Source organism: Gemmata algarum, from assembly GCF_034097035.1.
Classification (GTDB): Bacteria; Planctomycetota; Planctomycetia; order Gemmatales; family Gemmataceae; genus Gemmata; species Gemmata algarum.
Window position 1 is genome coordinate 1 of sequence record NZ_JAXBLV010000202.1, and the last position, 14,463, is coordinate 14,463.

Genomic DNA, 14,463 nt, shown 5'->3' on the forward strand with positions numbered 1-14,463 from the left:
ACAGACTCCCCACGCACCCACTTGCCAACGATATCCCCGCGGCCCCGATGCACACCTGCACCGGGGCCGCGGCTCGTTTATACCCACACTCCACCCCCCACTTCCGATCGCCCCTCCCTGGCCATTACACTTTGACCGTGCCTCCGCAGGCTTTTCGAGTCTGACGTGGTGGTTGTTTCGTTTGTAGCGGTCATCTCTCTTCACTCCTTCGCACCGTGAGCCCCTCACGCTCACGCAGGAACCGAGGCGTTCGACATAATGGCTTTCGTCGGCGCGGCTTCCGAACGCGAGGTGCTCACTGATGCCGTTCACACCCCATGACGTTTCACCGCTGCGTAGTCGGCTCGGTCTCGATCGCCTGGAAGAGCGCGAACTGCCCGCGTCTTTTACCCTCACGCCTGTCGTGCCCGCGCTGACGGCGGCGATGACCGCCCGGTTGTCTGTGGTGCTTCAGGACGGGCAAGGTCGCGGGAACCATGCCAACGTGTTTACCCGAGCCGGCGACAGCATCACCTTCGCGAACGACTTCCTCGTCCCACTCGGTACTCCGTCTGCCGCGACGGACCTCTCTGGTGACGGATCGCTTTCTGATACGCTCGCTTATTTTCGTTCCGGGCGGGTCGGTGCGAATAACTCGTTCACGAACCCCAGCCAGGCGGCGCGGGGCGGCTGGACCACGACGGACGTGCTTCAGAACCTCCCCACAGAACTCGCGGCGAGTCGGCCCGCGTTCGTGCTGATTATGGTTGGGACCAACGATATCGGTCTGGGCGTGCCGGCCGACACCTACCGTCAGAACCTCACCAAGATTGTCGAGACGGCAATCGGCGCGGGCGTTGTGCCGGTACTGAGTACCATTCCGGATATCCCGCTGTATCCGACCGCCCAGGCCAACATCCCGACGTTCAACCAGATCGTTCAGGACATCGGCGAAGAGCTTCAGGTGCCCGTGTGGAACTACTGGCGAGCGCTCCAGCGGCTTCCGGGCGGCGGCATCAGTAGCGACGGGGTTCACCCGAGCGTCTCGCCGAACGGCGGGGGCGATCTGACCCCGCCCGGTCTCGGTTTCGGTTACAACACCCGCAACGTGACCGCACTGCAAACCCTGGATAAGCTTCGCCGCGTGCTGCTGCTCGGCCAAGAACCGGACTCCACGAGTTTGGGCAACGCTTGGCTGCCACTCACGAGCGCGATCACGCTGGGGACCGGCGACACCAACGGGTTTCAGGTTCAACTGTTCGACACGCGGACACGACGGACACTCGCGTTCGACGTGTTCGAGGGGTTTCGCGGGACCGTCCGGGTTTCGCTGGGCGACGTGAACCGTGACGGCGTGCCGGATCTGGTTGCCGCAGCCGGTCCCGGAGGGGCGCCGCACGTCAAGGTGATCGACGGTACGAACGGGGCGCTCCTTGCGAGCTTCTTTGCGTTCGATCCGGCGTACCTGGGCGGGCTGAGCGTCGCCATCGGCGATGTGAACGGCGACGGCGCGGGCGACATTGTGGTGGGTACGGCCGCTGGCACCGATCACGTCAAAACGTTTACCGCCGCGGGGCGTCTGATCAACAGCTTTGAAGCGTTTGAGCTGGGCTTCGCGGGCGGTATCCAGGTCGCTGCCACCGACTTGAACCGTGACGGGTACGCGGACGTGGTTGTGGCGGCGGGGGCCGGAGGGCACGGGCACGTGGTGGCGTATTCGGTCGCCACGAATCGCAAGCTGGCGAGCTTCTACGCATTCGGGGCGGCCTACGGCGGTACGGTGTCGATCGCGGCGGGCGATTTCGACGGCAGCGGCCAGGGGCAGGTCGCGGTCGGTACGAGCGGCGGGACCGCGGCGTGTGTGATCGTGTACCGCCCGCTCACCGCGGAGTGGGTCTGCGGCTTCTTCGCTTACGGTGCGGGCTTCCAGGGTGGGGTGGGGCTGAGCGCGGTGCCGCGTTCCGGCGGAGCGGAACTCTGGTCGGTGTCGAACACGGCCGGGACCGCGGACGTGCGGCGGTTCGACATGCTCGGCACGACGAAAGACCGGTTCATGCTGTACGAGCCGGGCTACAGCCGCGGCGCGACGTTCGGCGGCTGAGGCCGGGACCTGGGGTTATTGTTCTTCTGTAACATCTTCGATTCGTGCGGCGATTGTGGTTCGTCGTTTCGTGACTCACGACCGCTGGCGGTTCCAGTTTCATTCGTTCCTCAGCAACTTGCGCGGCCACGCGAGTCGTGGGCCTGGATGGCTCGGCCCTCGCCCGTTGCGAGACATCACACGGCGGCGTGACCTGTGCCACGAACCGGCCCGTGCTCGCCGCTCACTCGTGAGTCTGAAACGACGTGAACATGCGGCGAACGGCGGCGCTGTCGGGCGAAATGTTGGTGGCCTCGAGGCCGTACACGTAGAGCCGCGGGCGCGGGCCGGAGGGCCGCACGACCAGCCACTCGATCACCTTCCCGCGCGGGGTGTCCATGTGGACCTCGTAGCCCCAGCCGGAACCGGCCTGGATGTCGCCCTCCTTCGTCACGGTGCCGTGCAGCCGAGCCGCCTCGCGCACCACTTCGGCGTGCAGGGCGTGTGAAGCGACCCTTCCCCCCTTGTCGGCCGCGGCGGACTTCGCGAACGCGGGGTCGAGGTCGTTCCACGCGAGCCACGCCGCCGACCGGGTGAGCCACCCCTTTGCGACGTACCGCTTGCCGCCGGTCGCGAAGCCGTCCGGGTTCGTGTCCACCGGTTGTTCCGACGGCGTCGCCGGGAGCAGCACCGAGCACGACCTGTCGGGCGGCGTGTACTCGCTCCAGAACCACTCTTGCACGCGGCCGGACCCGTAGCCGCGCGCCGCAACGGTCAGCAGCAGTGCCGCGAGCGAGAGGCCGGCGACGGCCGCGACCGTCGTGAGGCGGAACCGTGGCGCCCTCGGGTCGGGTGGCGCGGCCGGTGCCTCGTCGTCGTCGAGGGACAGCGGCTCCTGCTCGTGCGGCTTTGTGGCCGCTGCGGGGGACACCGGAGGGGCTTCGCCAGTGTACTTCTTGAGCCACTTCGGGGCCGGCGGTTCGGCCGGACCCGCGGCGGGCGAGGGCGGGGCGCCCGGTTGGGCGGCCTGGCACCACGGGCACTGAGCCGTTTGTCCGAGCGCCGCCTCGGGCACCTGGAACAGCTTCCCGCAGCTCGTGCAGCCGACCGGAACGAACATAAATCGAGCCCTGCTTGGGAGCGTGCGCGGTTACTCCTCAGACGAGGCCGCCGGTACGATAGGTCTAGTGACGCGGAGGAATTCGGGAGAGCCGCAAACCGGACCGCCGGGGCGATGCGCAGGGCCGGCGCGCCGCCCGCCCGCCCGCGTGCTGTCCGGTTTGAGGGTGCGGAGGCGTTTACTTGGTGCCCGTACTTTACAGGAGGCCGCCATGCGCCGGCTCGGCCTTGCCGTCGCCCTCGTGCTCTTCGGCGCTGTTCTCGGCTGGACGGCCCGCGGCAACCGTCCCGTCTCGGCGCGCCCGAGTGAGTTGCCCACGGCCGTGTGGATGCTTCGGATCGGCGGCGACCCGGCCGCCGGAAAGTACACGCCGTTTCACGTTAACGACAAGGGGCGCAAGTTCCATACGGGTGAGGCCGTGGAGCCCGACCGGGCGTTCATGTTCCACATCTGCTACCCGGACGGCAGCGCCACGTACATCTACGCGACCCGCGACTGAGATCGCCCCAGTCGTTTCAAGTGGGTTGCGCGCCGCCCGCTTGTGTCCGTAGGTCTGCTGGGACGCGCTGGTGTGGCGTGCGAGTTCTCGCGGAACCGAACCGGTGCCGGTTGCCCCACCGACGCGCATCAACCGGACCGTGTGTGACGCTACGCGCCCGGAACCGGCTCGCGGCACCAGTAAATGAAGTCCGTGACGGCGGGTTCGCCGCCCGCCGCCCGGACCAGCATGGCGATCTGGCCCCGGTGGTACCACGAGTGGCCGAACAGTTGCGCCAGGATGTCTCCGATGGTGTTGCGGAACCGGCCGCCGTCCAGGCTGCGGTACTCGAACGTCCGGCCCAGCGCCGCGGCGTCGAGCCCGGCGAGGAACGAGGTCCAGTGACCCTCGAGTTCCCGACACTCGGCCGCCAGTCGCTCGAACGCGGCGTTATCGGGGAACAGCGTGGCGGTGCCGGGCGGGAGCACGCCGAGCCGTTCCAGCCAGACCCGGCGTGCGGCCAGCACGTGCGCCAACACGGACACCGCCCGCTGGTACTCGGGACCGCCGCGCCGGTCCGGCGGAACCGTGTCGAGGGACGCCAGCACCTTGGCGTGCGCGTCCCGCTCGTACTCGAACCAGCGGCGGTATTGGTCGGCCATTGCGTCCGTCATCGGTCGCCTCTCGAACCGGTCGTTTCAGGCGCGCCGGGCACAACGCCCCGCGCCGCGGGTACGAGCATAGCGTTCCCGACGCGGAGGTCAAAAGCTCGTGCCGGGAGCACCCGACTTCGTGTCGCACCGGGCCGTGGGTTGGGTACGCTCATTCACGGCAGGAGCGAGCGGCGGGGCTCGTTTTCCGTGGCTCGCTGAGCAGTCGTGCCGCACAGCGGAGTCGCGGCCGGGTCGGAGAGCTGATGCGGCTACAAAGGGAGGCGCAATGGCCCAGAGTCTGAAAGGCCCGGGTTACGCCGTTGTGCGTGCCCTCTTGGACAGGTTCGAGATCACACTGTACCCGACACATGTGGAACATGTACGATTCCGGCGGGCGCATGTTGCGATCAACGGGGTGCCGTTAATTGAACTGGTTCGGAGCGCGGAGGAACCGTGGGCACGGGCCGAATACCTGGAGCGGCTCCCGGAAGCCGAGAACCCCGACGAGTTCAAATTCGAGCCAGGGGACTATCACTACCTGTCCGCCGCCCAGTTGCTGCTACCAAGTCGCGAACTGCTCGACGGCCCATGCGATCCGGGGTTCGTACTCGATCCGGACGACCCGCGCCGCACCAAGGCCACGGTGTTGGGTTGCACTTGCGGGATTACCCAATGCTGGTTCCTTCAGGTGCGTGTTACGCTGCTGCCGGAAGTGGTCGTCTGGTCCGAGTTCGGGCAGTTCCACCGCCCGCACTGGCACTACAACCTCGGCCCGTTTACTTTCGACCGTAAACAGTACGAGGCGCAATTGGCTTCTGGTGTTGCCCCGGACCCGGTCGTTTAGTCCGCTTGTCGTGAGCCTCTAAGGACCTGCCACACGGTGGTTGCAGGGAATGCCGGTGTGACCGAGCTTCGGAAGTTCTGGGGTGTGGTGCTGGCCGTCCCCGACCCCGAGCGCACGTTCGTCCGGTTAAAGGCTCCCGCGCCAACGCCCTGAACGTGCGCCGGCGACCAGGAGCCGGCGAGGTGCAGGCGTGCTCACGTGCCGTGAGTACGGCGGTACGAGCGGTCCGCAACGTGGCCCCGGCATCGCGTCCGCGACACACGCCAGAGGACGACGCGCCGGCTCCTGAACCGGGAGGCGGCGCTGACGCCGGGGGAGGGGCGGGGTGACTGGTCTGATCGTCTTGTTGGCCCGTCGGGTCGCGTCGGTCGCCGCGGCGGCCGCGCTTTGTTATTGGGCGGCCGGGAGCCTCGGCCCGGGGCCGGCCCTTCTGCTGTGGGGCGGGGCCGCGGCCGTGGCGTGCGCGCTCGGGGCGATCCTGCTGCGGGTGAGCGCGGTCGGCCGGGTCACCTGGCGGAACCGCGCGGCCGGATACCTGATCCCGTGGGGGTGGCGGCTGAACCGGGGCCGCCTCTGGCCGGTCGCCGTCATCTCGTGGTGCGTGTGGTTCGCGGTCGGGGCGGCCGCGGTGCTGCTGCTGCCGCCGCAGGATGGCGACGGCCCCGCGGTCGGTATGCGACTCGCCCTGTTCGTCGCGTGGGCGGTCGACACCGCCGCGCTAGTGTTCGTCACGGGGTCGATCTGCCAAGCGACCCCGGGGGGCCGCGTCGGGGCGTTGTGGAGGCTGGGGGCGGCGATCGCCGCGCTGATCGGTGCGAGCGTGGCCCTGCACCTCGGCGGGCTGAGCCGTGCGGCCCTGGTCCTGGCCGGCGGCCCGCCGGCCGCGCTCGCCACCGGCGCGGTGCTGCTCGTCGTTGTCATGGCCACCGTGGGCCGGAACACCCGATGGAACTGACCGGCTTGGGGCGGCGCCGCGTTCTGCGCGCAAAGGTCCTGACTCGATTGTCAGTAGGCAAGGCGCGGCCGACTCCCGCTCAACCTCGCGGTCAGGATCGTAACCGATCGAGGACGAACCGCTCGCCGTTGAGCAGAACGTCCGGACCGCGCCGGGTCAGAGCCAGCACGCGGCGGTTACCGTCCGCGTCGTCGAGCCGCAGGGCCGGGCGCCCGTCCGCGCTGATAACGTCCCACGAGCCGATTTCGCGCTCGCGCCCGGTGCGGCTGGCGGACAGCCCGCCCACGCCGACCGTGACCTGCGTTTCCTTGATCCGCTCGTAGATCCCGTCGGTTCGGAACGTGTACCGCTCCTCGACCGTATACCCGCCCGCCCCGGGAGTGCTGCGGTACGTGTCGGCGCCCACCAGCACCGTTCCGGACAGCACGGAGGCCCAACTCTCCATCGCCGGGCTCACGAAGCTCACGTACCCGATGAGCCGCGCGCACTCACGGCGCAACTCGGGCTCGGTGAGTCCCGCGTGGTTGAAGGGCGCGAGGAGGAATAGTTCGGCGGTGTCCGGGTTGCGGATCGCCCCGATGAACGGCACGTCCGGGTCACGCCGGTTGAGTATCGTGGCCCCGTGCGTGCCGACCGGCCCGAGGGCGGCCATTAGTTCGTACAGGGACAGCAGGTCGCCGGCGGGATCGTCGGCTGGGGAGGCGCGGGTCACGCCCAGCCCGAACGTCCCGTGGGTCGGGCCGAACAGGTACACGCCCGGCGCCGCCGCCAGACCGCACTCGGCCGGGGCGTCGATCAGCATCCGGAACTCGGGAATCCGCAGCACGGTTGCCTCCGAGAAACCGCGCCCGCGTGGCGGGCGCTCTGGGGTGCTGTTCGCCACCTCCACTTTGCATATCGATCGCAAGGGATGCGGCGCGTTCGCCCGTGCCATCAGCTTGGTAGGGGGATGTTCTGCCCGTGTCGAGGAGGCCACGCGCTTCCGAGCCTAAAGCGGATGGCAGAATGGACAGGTGGTCGTGCGGCTTCGCTTCGACCCCCGTGGGCCTCGTGTTCACGAAGACCGGTTTTGACAGGATCGACAGGATTGACCGGATGAAGACCGACCGATTGAAAATCCCGTTTATCTTGTCGATCCCGTCGAACTCTTTTGGGCTTCCCGATCGAGCCGTGGGCATCCAATTGGGGTCTCATTCCGCTATGCGTTCGTGTGTGGCGCACGCCGAGTGCCGCGAATCGTTTTCGCCGCTCTTTGGTCGCTTCCGCACCGAGGACCGAAAGCCATCCGGACGGTCCGAGTGTTCCCGACCCGGACCGTGCTGTAACGGGGGTTACAGTGCCGATACTGGTGGATACCCGACGGGGCAGGAACTGGACATTCGCTGCCGTTCGACTGGTCACGGACTACCCGCGAGTAGGTACGGAACTACCCACGAATCCCGCCTTCCGGCAACGGGTCAAGTGCCGAGGTTAATGGATGCCGGGCCTGGTGACGGGCCGCTGATGCGGCGCAAGGCATTGTAGTGATAGTGTTTGTAGAGATTTTGATCTGTGCGTGGTTCCACCCGGTCGGACGAAACGTTGGCGCCGATAGCTCTGCGAGGAGTGATTTGGACTTCCGGAAGTGCTGGGCAGTCGGAATACGGTGGGGAAATGCCTGATGCGGCGGTTACGCGGCTCGTCCTTTTTCGACACGCATCGCACGTGACTGGCGGAACGGATCGGAGCCGCTTCGGGCCACGCCTGTGGCCGGGACGACCGCGACTGCGGATCGTGCGATCTCATAGAATTAGTGCCAGAAGACTCACGAGGGAGGGCGGGCCATCAGCAGCAGTTACAACCTCACCCACTTGAAGGTGCTGGAGGCGGAGAGCATCCACATCATCCGCGAGGTCGCTGCCGAGTTCGAGCGGCCCGTGATGCTGTACTCGATCGGCAAGGACTCGGCCGTGATGCTGCGGCTGGCGCAGAAGGCGTTCCACCCCGGCCGGCTGCCGTTCCCGCTGCTGCACGTCGACACGACCTGGAAGTTCCGGGCGATGATCGAGTTCCGCGACCGGTTCTGCCGCGAGCAGGGGCTCGACCTGAAGGTCTGGACCAACCCGGAGGGGCTGGCCCAGAACATCAACCCGTTCGACCACGGCTCGAAGAAGCACACCGACGTGATGAAGACGGCGGCGCTGAAGCAGGCGCTGAACCACTACCAGTTCGACGCGGCGTTCGGCGGCGCCCGCCGGGACGAGGAGAAGAGCCGGGCCAAGGAGCGGGTCTACAGCTTCCGCGACCGGCTGCACCAGTGGGACCCGAAGAACCAGCGGCCGGAGCTGTGGAACCTGTACAACTGCAAGGTGAACAAGGGCGAGAGCATCCGCGCGTTCCCGCTGAGCAACTGGACCGAGCTGGACGTGTGGCAGTACATCCACCTGGAAAACATCCCGATCGTGCCGCTGTACTTCGCCGACGTGCGCCCGGTCGTGGAGCGCGACGGTACGCTCATCATGGTGGACGACGAGCGGATGCGGCTGCGGCCCGGTGAGGTGCCGATGATGAAGCGCGTGCGGTTCCGCACGCTGGGTTGCTACCCGCTCACCGGAGCGATCGAGAGCACCGCGACGACCCTGCCGGAGATCATCGAGGAGATGCTCCTGGCGAAGAACTCCGAGCGCCAGGGCCGGATGATCGACCACGACGAGTCGGGCTCGATGGAGCAGAAGAAGCGCGAGGGGTACTTCTGAACAATGGGCATGAGGCCGATTTCACCGCAGAGGGCACGAGAGGGCGCAGAGAGAAAACCGTGGAGAGTTAAACCCTGTTGATTCTCCACCTTTTGCTCTTCTCTGCGCCCTCTCGCGCCCTCTGCGGTGAAACCGGCCTTCCGCCCACCCAACCTCTGCCCGCTAACCACATTCTCCGAGTAGTTCTGCAATGCAAGCCGTTGACCTGAGTCAGGAAGACATCCACGCCTACCTCGCCCGCCACCAGCGGAAGGAACTGCTGCGGTTCCTCACCTGCGGGAGCGTGGACGACGGCAAGAGCACGCTCATCGGGCGGCTGCTGCACGACACCAAGATGATCTACGAGGACCAACTCGCCGCGGTGAAGCGCGACAGCGAGAAGGTCGGCACCACGGGCGCCGGCGAGATCGACCTCGCGCTGCTCACCGACGGTTTGAAGGCCGAGCGCGAGCAGGGCATCACCATCGACGTGGCGTACCGGTACTTCTCCACCGACCGCCGCAAGTTCATCATCGCCGACACGCCCGGCCACGAGCAGTACACGCGGAACATGGCCACCGGCGCCTCGACGTGCCAGCTCGCCATCATCCTCATCGACGCCCGCCACGGCGTGCAGACGCAGACCCGCCGGCACTCGTTCATCGTGTCGCTGCTGGGCATCCGGCACGTCGTCGTCGCGGTCAACAAGATGGACCTCGTCGGGCACTCACAGGAGGTGTTCGAGCGGATCAAGGACGACTACACCGGGTTCGTCGCTAAGCTCGGCCTGCCGGACATCACGTTCATCCCGATGTCGGCGCTGAAGGGCGACAACGTCGCGTCCAAGAGCGGCGCGATGCCCTGGTATCACGGCCCGGCACTCCTGGACCACCTGGAAACGGTTCACATCGCCAGCGACCGCAACCTCACCGACCTGCGATTCCCGGTGCAGTACGTCATCCGCCCGAACCTCGACTTCCGCGGGTTCGCGGGCACCGTCGCGTCCGGCATCGTCCGCAAGGGCGACGAGGTGATGGTGCTGCCGTCGGGCAAGCGCAGCCGGGTGAAGTCGATCGTGACCTATGACGGCGAGCAGGACGAGGCGTTCGCGCCGCAGGCGGTGACGATCACGCTGGCGGACGAGGTGGACGTCAGCCGCGGCGACGTGCTGGTGCGGCCGGACAACCCGCCCCACGTCAGCCGCCAGATCGAGGCGATGGTGGTGTGGATGGCCGAGCAGCCGTTCGTGCCCGGCCGGACGTACACGCTGAAGCAGACCACGCGGCAGGTGACGGCGGAGGTCGCGGCGTTCCGCTATGGCGTGGACGTCAACACGCTCGAGCACCGGGCCGTCGCGCGGCTGGAGCTGAACGAGGTCGGGCACGTTCAGCTCAGCCTGACGCAGCCCCTGGCGTGCGACCCGTACCGCACCAACGCCGCGACCGGGGCGTTCATCCTGATCGACCGGCTGACGAACAACACGGTCGGGGCCGGGATGATCCTGGAGGCGGGGGGGGCGCGGCAGGCGGAGGCGGTGGTCACCGCGAAGGCCCGCGAGAGCCTGATCGCCCCGGCCGAGCGGGAGCGGCGGTTCGGGCAGAAGCCGGTGACGGTGCTGCTGGTCGGGCTGACCGGCAGCGGCAAGAGCCGCATCGCCTACGCCCTGGAGCGCCGGCTGTGGGACGAGGGCCGGGCGGTGACGGTGCTGTACGGCCAGAACATGCGGCACGGGCTGAACCGCGACCTGGGGTTCACCGCGGACGACCGCTCCGAGAACCTGCGGCGGTCGGCCGAGGTGGCGAAGCTGATGAACGACGCGGGCGTGATCACCGTCGCGGCGTTCGTGGCCCCGCACGAGGCGGTGCGCGAGAAGGCGAAACAGTTGATCGGCCGCGACCGCGTTTTGGAGGTGTTCTGCACGGCGCCGATGGAGGTGCTGCGGGCGCGCGACCAGAGCGGCGCGTACCGGCTGGCCGACGAGGGCAAGATCGCCCAGATGCCGGGCGTGACCGCGGCGTTCGAGGAGCCGCAATCGCCCGACCTGGTGCTGCGAACCGACCAGATCGGCGTCGACGAGGGCATCGGCCGGATCGTCGAGCTGATGAGATCGAAGGGGTTCTTGAGCTAAGCACGTCGTGGCCTTGCGGGGCTCGAAAGTGACACCGGGCTGCCCGTTTTTGAGCGGCCCGGCGCGGTTACATTCGGACGCGGTTCAGGAGCCCGCGGGCGGTCCCGATCCGCAGGTAGACGATTCGCTGCACGTCGCGCGGTGTGACGAGCCTCGCCCGAATCTGCCGGTTCCCCAAATCGGGCCGGCACACGATGAAGTAAATCAGTTCGACAGCGAGCGACACGGAGGACACACTCACGCACACGACGTTCGCGAACCCGGTCGGCGGCTTCCACCGCCGCAAATGCCGCCCCCGCCGCCGGCGCCACCCGCCCATGTACCCGTAGAGCGTCTGCACCGAGGCGGCGGTGAGGTACGACACCCGCGGTGGGTCGCGACCGACCGGGGGCGGTGGCGACCGCTCCCGCGCCGCACGTTCGAGGAACCGGAGGTCGTCGGCCGGAACGGGAAACCCAACGGGCTCAGACACGGCACTTTCCCCATCAAGAAATGGGATAACCAGGAAAGCCGCCGCACGACATCCTACCCGCGCGCGGCGCGAACCGCTACGCTCACTTCACGACCCCAAATCCTCTCACCGACAGGCGGCCTCCATGTCGTTCTTCCCGGACGTGCCGAAGATCAAGTACGAAGGCCCGGACAGCACCAACCCGCTGGCGTACCGGCACTACAACCCCGACGAACTCGTCGAGGGCAAGTCGATGAAGGAGCACCTGCGGTTCGCGGTGTGCTATTGGCACACGTTCCGCGGCACCGGCTCCGACCCGTTCGGCCCCGGGTGCGCGATCCGGCCGTGGGAGGACGGCACTGACAGCCCTGCGATGGCGCTCAAGCGGGTGGACGTGGCGTTCGAGTTCATGGAGAAGCTCGGCGTGCCGTACTACTGCTGGCACGACCGCGACATCGCGCCGGAAGGCGCGAACCTCGCCGAGACGAACAAGATCCTCGACTCGGTGGTGGCGAAGCTTAAGGAGGCGCAGGCCCGCACCGGCATCAAGCTGCTGTGGGGCACCGCGAACCTGTTCAGCAACAAGCGGTTCGTCCACGGCGCGAGCACGAGTTGCAACGCGGACGTGTTCGCGTACTCCGCCGCGCAGGTGAAGAAGGCGCTCGAAGCGACCAAGGAGCTGGGCGGCGAGAACTACGTGTTCTGGGGCGGGCGCGAGGGGTACATGACCCTCTGGAACACCGACCTCAAGCGCGAGCTGGACCACCTCGCGAAGTTCTTCCACATGGCGGTGGAGTACAAGAAGAAGATCGGGTTCACGGGCGCGTTCCTGATCGAGCCGAAGCCGCACGAGCCGACCTCGCACCAGTACGACTTCGACTGCGCCAACTCGCTCGCGTTCCTCCGCAGCTACGGCCTGGAGAAGGAGTTCAAGTTCAACGTCGAGACGAACCACGCGACGCTGGCTAAGCACACGATGGGCCACGAGCTGGAGTACGCGAGCATTAACGGGATGCTCGGGAGCATTGACGCCAACCGCGGCGACCCGCTGCTCGGCTGGGACACGGACCAGTTCCCGACGGACCTGTACCTGACCGCACAGGTGATGCTGATCGTGCTGAACCAGGGCGGGATCGGGTCGGGCGGGATGAACTTCGACGCGAAGGTGCGGCGCGACAGCTTCGAGCCGATCGACCTGTTCCACGCCCACATCGGCGGGATGGACGCGTTCGCCCACGGCCTGAAGATCGCTGCCGCGATGCGGAAGGATGGCGTGCTGAAGGACATGGTGAAGAAGCGGTACGCGAGCTGGGACTCCGGCGTGGGCGCGGACATCGAGGCCGGCAAGGCGAAGTTCGAGGAACTGGAAGCCTACATGCTGAAGAAGGGCGAGGCGGAGCCCAACGTGTCCGGCCGCCAGGAGCTGATCGAGAACATCATTAATCGCTACCTCAAGTAAAGCCGAACAGATGGGCCACAAAAAGGCACAAAAGCACAAAAGGAAACCAAAACCAGAAGCAAAAGAGTTGTGTTGAAATCAATCTCTTGTTTTTCTCTTTGGTTTCCTTTTGTGCTTTTTGTGCCTTTTTGTGGCCCATCTCTTCTGCCTGTGGCTTGTGCTTTTTTGCGGCCAGCACTCTTCCGGCTTCAGTGCCCCTTCACGCGACGGCCGCGGACGCTGTGCGGGAACAGCTTCTCTTGCATGAGGTTCCCGTTCGCGTCGAACGGCAGTTCTACCAGATCGCCTACGAACTCCAGGTGCGGGACGCCCCGCACGTCCGCCAGCAGCGGCTCCGACAGCCACATCTCGACCACTTCCAATGTGTTCGGAATTAACGCGAGCTTCACCTTCTCCAGTTCCGGCTGCCAGCACGTCTCGACGCAGTGGCCGATCACCTCGCGGTCGGTGTCGAACCCGATCGGCAGCTTGCTCCGCCACAGCGAGCGTGCGGTGAGGTTGTTCATGCGGAACGGACCCGGGTCGATGCCCGCCAGCGCGCGGTTGGTGGTCAGGTCCGCGATCCCGATTCCGGTCGCGTTGCCGTGGCTCTCCGCGGACACGTCCAGCACCCCGATGCGCACGATGCGCGGGTCGTTCGTCTCGGCCTCGGGGGTGGCCTCGATCAGCATCCGCCCGACCACGTTCGGGTCCATCCCGGCGCCCGAATAGTTCTTGCCGCACTCGCCGATGATGAGCACGTCGGCGCCCGGGAACGGGAGCCGGCCCATCAGGCCGCGGGCTTCTATGAGCAGTTCGGGCTCGCGCGCCCAGAGGTCGTCACGGTCCACGACTTCGAGCCGGGCGGTTTCTTCCTTCGCGTTCTCAATGATCGCCAGGCCGCCGACGAACGGCGTCTTCGCCAGGATCACCCGCCCGGACTCCGGGATCATGTCGCGCAGGCCGCGGGTGCCGAAGCTGTGAACTTGGTCCGCGCCGTGCCGCTTCCCGAGCCCGATCACCAGCATCTTCAAGATGCCGCTCTCGAACGTGCCGCGGAAGTCCGTGTGCGGCTTCACCCGCGACACCGTCACCACCGCGTCGGCCTTCAGTGCGTTCTTGTCCCACCATACCGCTTGGCCCCAGGAGTTGGCCCCGATGTTCTCCGCGTCCATATCGGTCACGACCGGCACGCCGAGGTGCTGTTCGTCGATGCGGTAGCTCGCGAGCAGCTCACGCTGGCCCGCGGACGTGGCCCCGCCGTGCGACCCCATCGCCGCCACCACGAACGGTTGCGCGCCCAGTTCCTTCAGGGCGTCAACGGTCGCCTTTGCGATCGCCAGGTAGTTGTTGATGCCGCGGCTGCCGCACGCGACGGCCACCTTCATACCGGGGCGAATACGTTTGGCAGTGCTCGAGCTGAGCCACGTCTCGCGCGTCGCCTGGGCGACGTCGGCGACGGACGGTTGCGGGGCGGTCTGGCGCACGAGTTGGACGCGGGGGATGAACACGGCGGTCTCTTGTTTGAATAGGGAGGGAACATCGCGTATTTTCGTCTCGCGCCTGCCGAATGCAAGTCGAGCCGCGACCGGCTGCCGGTTGTGCAAGGCCCGGCAAACACAT

12 protein-coding genes and 1 pseudogene are annotated in these 14,463 nt (G+C 67.0%); 7 read left to right on the forward strand and 6 right to left on the reverse strand.

What is annotated here, in order from left to right; all coding sequences use genetic code 11:
• Positions 1–301: 301 nt before the first annotated feature.
• On the forward strand, positions 302–2,080 hold the full coding sequence (locus R5W23_RS22540) for a GDSL-type esterase/lipase family protein (protein WP_320688240.1): 1,779 nt from the start codon (positions 302–304) through the stop codon (positions 2,078–2,080).
• Positions 2,081–2,303: 223 nt separating this feature from the next.
• Here the strand turns inward: R5W23_RS22540 and R5W23_RS22545 are convergent, their stop codons facing one another.
• On the reverse strand, positions 2,304–3,179 hold the full coding sequence (locus R5W23_RS22545) for a hypothetical protein (RefSeq protein ID WP_320688241.1): 876 nt from the start codon (positions 3,177–3,179) through the stop codon (positions 2,304–2,306).
• A 211-nt stretch (positions 3,180–3,390) separates the two neighbouring features.
• Between R5W23_RS22545 and R5W23_RS22550 the strand changes: the two genes are divergently transcribed.
• Entirely contained in the window at positions 3,391–3,678 is a 288-nt protein-coding gene (locus tag R5W23_RS22550) for a hypothetical protein (RefSeq protein ID WP_261190763.1), read from the forward strand.
• Between the two features lie 149 nt (positions 3,679–3,827).
• Here the strand turns inward: R5W23_RS22550 and R5W23_RS22555 are convergent, their stop codons facing one another.
• Positions 3,828–4,331 (reverse strand): DinB family protein, encoded by a 504-nt coding sequence (locus R5W23_RS22555; protein WP_261190762.1) that lies wholly within the window; start codon positions 4,329–4,331, stop codon positions 3,828–3,830.
• A 265-nt stretch (positions 4,332–4,596) separates the two neighbouring features.
• Between R5W23_RS22555 and R5W23_RS22560 the strand changes: the two genes are divergently transcribed.
• Positions 4,597–5,154 (forward strand): hypothetical protein, encoded by a 558-nt coding sequence (locus R5W23_RS22560; protein ID WP_320688242.1) that lies wholly within the window; start codon positions 4,597–4,599, stop codon positions 5,152–5,154.
• A 325-nt stretch (positions 5,155–5,479) separates the two neighbouring features.
• Positions 5,480–6,109 carry a hypothetical protein gene (locus tag R5W23_RS22565; RefSeq protein WP_320688243.1) on the forward strand — a complete coding sequence of 210 codons (630 nt, stop codon included), beginning with the start codon at positions 5,480–5,482 and terminating at the stop codon, positions 6,107–6,109.
• A 91-nt stretch (positions 6,110–6,200) separates the two neighbouring features.
• Here the strand turns inward: R5W23_RS22565 and R5W23_RS22570 are convergent, their stop codons facing one another.
• A complete protein-coding gene (locus R5W23_RS22570) occupies positions 6,201–6,935 on the reverse strand; it encodes a hypothetical protein (RefSeq protein WP_320688244.1) in 735 nt (244 codons plus the stop codon).
• A 991-nt stretch (positions 6,936–7,926) separates the two neighbouring features.
• Between R5W23_RS22570 and cysD the strand changes: the two are divergent.
• Positions 7,927–8,844: pseudogene (gene cysD, locus R5W23_RS22575) on the forward strand (sulfate adenylyltransferase subunit CysD); the annotation flags it as partial.
• A 190-nt stretch (positions 8,845–9,034) separates the two neighbouring features.
• Complete coding sequence (gene cysN, locus R5W23_RS22580) at positions 9,035–10,951, forward strand: sulfate adenylyltransferase subunit CysN (RefSeq protein WP_320688245.1); 1,917 nt, start codon at positions 9,035–9,037, stop codon at positions 10,949–10,951.
• 67 nt (positions 10,952–11,018) lie between these two features.
• Here the strand turns inward: cysN and R5W23_RS22585 are convergent, their stop codons facing one another.
• On the reverse strand, positions 11,019–11,423 hold the full coding sequence (locus R5W23_RS22585; protein WP_320688246.1) for a hypothetical protein: 405 nt from the start codon (positions 11,421–11,423) through the stop codon (positions 11,019–11,021).
• Between the two features lie 124 nt (positions 11,424–11,547).
• Here R5W23_RS22585 and xylA point away from each other — a divergent pair, with 124 nt between their 5' ends.
• Positions 11,548–12,861 (forward strand): xylose isomerase, encoded by a 1,314-nt coding sequence (gene xylA / locus R5W23_RS22590; protein ID WP_320688247.1) that lies wholly within the window; start codon positions 11,548–11,550, stop codon positions 12,859–12,861.
• Here the strand turns inward: xylA and R5W23_RS22595 are convergent.
• Positions 12,854–13,039: a hypothetical protein gene (locus R5W23_RS22595; RefSeq protein ID WP_320688248.1), complete on the reverse strand. Its 186-nt coding sequence runs from the start codon at positions 13,037–13,039 to the stop codon at positions 12,854–12,856. The genes xylA and R5W23_RS22595 overlap by 8 nt on opposite strands.
• Before the next feature lie 10 nt (positions 13,040–13,049).
• On the reverse strand, positions 13,050–14,351 hold the full coding sequence (locus R5W23_RS22600) for a nickel pincer cofactor-dependent isomerase, group 22 (RefSeq protein WP_320688250.1): 1,302 nt from the start codon (positions 14,349–14,351) through the stop codon (positions 13,050–13,052).
• Positions 14,352–14,463 lie beyond the last annotated feature (112 nt).

What these genes read in the sequence shown, in the direction of transcription:
- R5W23_RS22540 (WP_320688240.1), top strand. Translation starts at nt 302, where the DNA reads ATGCCGTTCACACCCCATGACGTTTCACCGCTGCGTAGTCGGCTCGGT.
- R5W23_RS22545 (WP_320688241.1), bottom strand. Translation starts at nt 3,179, where the DNA reads ATGTTCGTTCCGGTCGGCTGCACGAGCTGCGGGAAGCTGTTCCAGGTG.
- R5W23_RS22550 (WP_261190763.1), top strand. Translation starts at nt 3,391, where the DNA reads ATGCGCCGGCTCGGCCTTGCCGTCGCCCTCGTGCTCTTCGGCGCTGTT.
- R5W23_RS22555 (WP_261190762.1), bottom strand. Translation starts at nt 4,331, where the DNA reads ATGACGGACGCAATGGCCGACCAATACCGCCGCTGGTTCGAGTACGAG.
- R5W23_RS22560 (WP_320688242.1), top strand. Translation starts at nt 4,597, where the DNA reads ATGGCCCAGAGTCTGAAAGGCCCGGGTTACGCCGTTGTGCGTGCCCTC.
- cysN (WP_320688245.1), top strand. Translation starts at nt 9,035, where the DNA reads ATGCAAGCCGTTGACCTGAGTCAGGAAGACATCCACGCCTACCTCGCC.
- xylA (WP_320688247.1), top strand. Translation starts at nt 11,548, where the DNA reads ATGTCGTTCTTCCCGGACGTGCCGAAGATCAAGTACGAAGGCCCGGAC.